Origin of the sequence: Limnospira sp. PMC 1279.21, assembly GCF_032349615.1 — a bacterium.
GTDB lineage: Bacteria > Cyanobacteriota > Cyanobacteriia > Cyanobacteriales > Microcoleaceae > Limnospira > Limnospira fusiformis.
The window spans coordinates 1-1,456 of record NZ_JARPLU010000384.1 but is presented as its reverse complement, the minus strand read 5'-3'; the positions used below and the strand labels follow the sequence as shown (position 1 = coordinate 1,456).

The following is a 1,456-nucleotide window of genomic DNA, read 5'->3' as shown; positions in this document are numbered from 1 at the left end:
ATGGATTCCGTTCTCAAAGCTGCGTCCTAACCACCTTGACTAATGCTATAACTTCCCCATCAAAACAGTTTGTTTGATGACCTTGAGTTCCCTGCCTTGTTTGGGGGTTCAATCCAAACGTTGGGACGTATAAACAGTTATGGGGAATGGTTCGAGGCTCCGACCTCTTATCCAGACTCGGGGCTGGCTTCCCCACTAGGAGGTGATTTCAGGCATAACAGCCTTATTTGGTCTCCTAAAGATTTCGCACTCTCTACTCATTGTTATCATGGGGTCATAACTTCCCCATCAAAACAGTTTGTTTGATGACCTTGAGTTCCCTGCCTTGTTTGGGGGTTCAATCCAAACGTTGGGACGTATAAACAGTTATGGGGAATGGTTCGAGGCTCCGACCTCTTATCCAGACTCGGGGCTGGCTTCCCAACTAGGAGGTGATTTCAGGGATCACAGCCTTATTTGGTCTCCTCAACATTTCGCACTCTCTACTCCCTGATTTCTCAGTTTGTTTATGACCTTGAGTTCCCTGCCTTGCTTAGATTTCTCCAAGCGTCGGGACATATAAAGAGTTATGGGGATGGTCAGAAACGAGCTTCTTATATCCAACCAAGGGATTGGATTCCCAACTAGGAGGTGATTTCAGGCATTACAGCCTTGTTTAGTCTCCTAAACGTCTCGCACCTTCCGAAACATTATACCGCATGGCCCGTAAATGTTGAATTAATCTTGGATTAAATTTAGCTCTGACAGATTCCACCGATAAATTCCACCTTGAGCGATCGCCACTTGCCCTCAACCCAGGAAAGTATTAAGCTGTACAGTGAACAAGTAAAGTTTTTTGTAGATTCGTGTATTCGTGTAGCTTTGGATAACCATATTGCCAACACTCATATAACCGAGATCATCCAGCGAGTGGCTTTGGTTGCCCTAGGGCTGATGGTGGTTATTCTCCTCTGGGTCTGGGGAGTCAGTTCCGTGAAAATTTCCGATCCCTACATTCAAAAAGTGTTGTCACTAACCGGAGACCCAACCCGAGGACACGCTATTTTTGAGATGAACTGTGCGGGATGTCATGTTAGCCAAGTCGAACATCAAATCGGTCCAAACCTGGAGGACATTTCCCAACGAAAATCACAAATTAGTATTATTCAACAGGTCGTTAGTGGCAAAACCCCTCCCATGCCTCAGTTTCAGCCTAATCCTCAAGAAATGGCAGATTTATTAAATTATTTGGAACAAATTTAGAAAACTATGATATACTAAGAAAACGTGGGTCGGTTGAGTGGTTGAAATCATCATTCCAGCTTTACCCCAAGCCAGTATAGCTCAGTGGTAGAGCATCCGCCTTGTAAGCGGACGGTCATCGGTTCAAGTCCGATTACTGGCTTTTTTTGAAAAAGACTGGGTAGGGGTCGAGAGGGAAGTCGCCTTCCCCCACTCCCATTCAAAACCGTGCTTG

1 protein-coding gene and 1 tRNA gene are annotated in these 1,456 nt (G+C 45.5%); both read left to right on the top strand.

Translation table 11 applies throughout. The features are described 5' to 3' along the window. Positions 1 to 768 precede the first annotated feature (768 nt). Positions 769 to 1,242: a cytochrome c gene (locus P5683_RS24800; RefSeq protein ID WP_006623847.1), complete on the top strand. Its 474-nt coding sequence runs from the start codon at positions 769 to 771 to the stop codon at positions 1,240 to 1,242. 70 nt (positions 1,243 to 1,312) lie between these two features. Next, a tRNA-Thr gene (locus P5683_RS24795) sits at positions 1,313 to 1,384 on the top strand. The last annotated feature ends 72 nt before the right edge of the window (positions 1,385 to 1,456 follow it).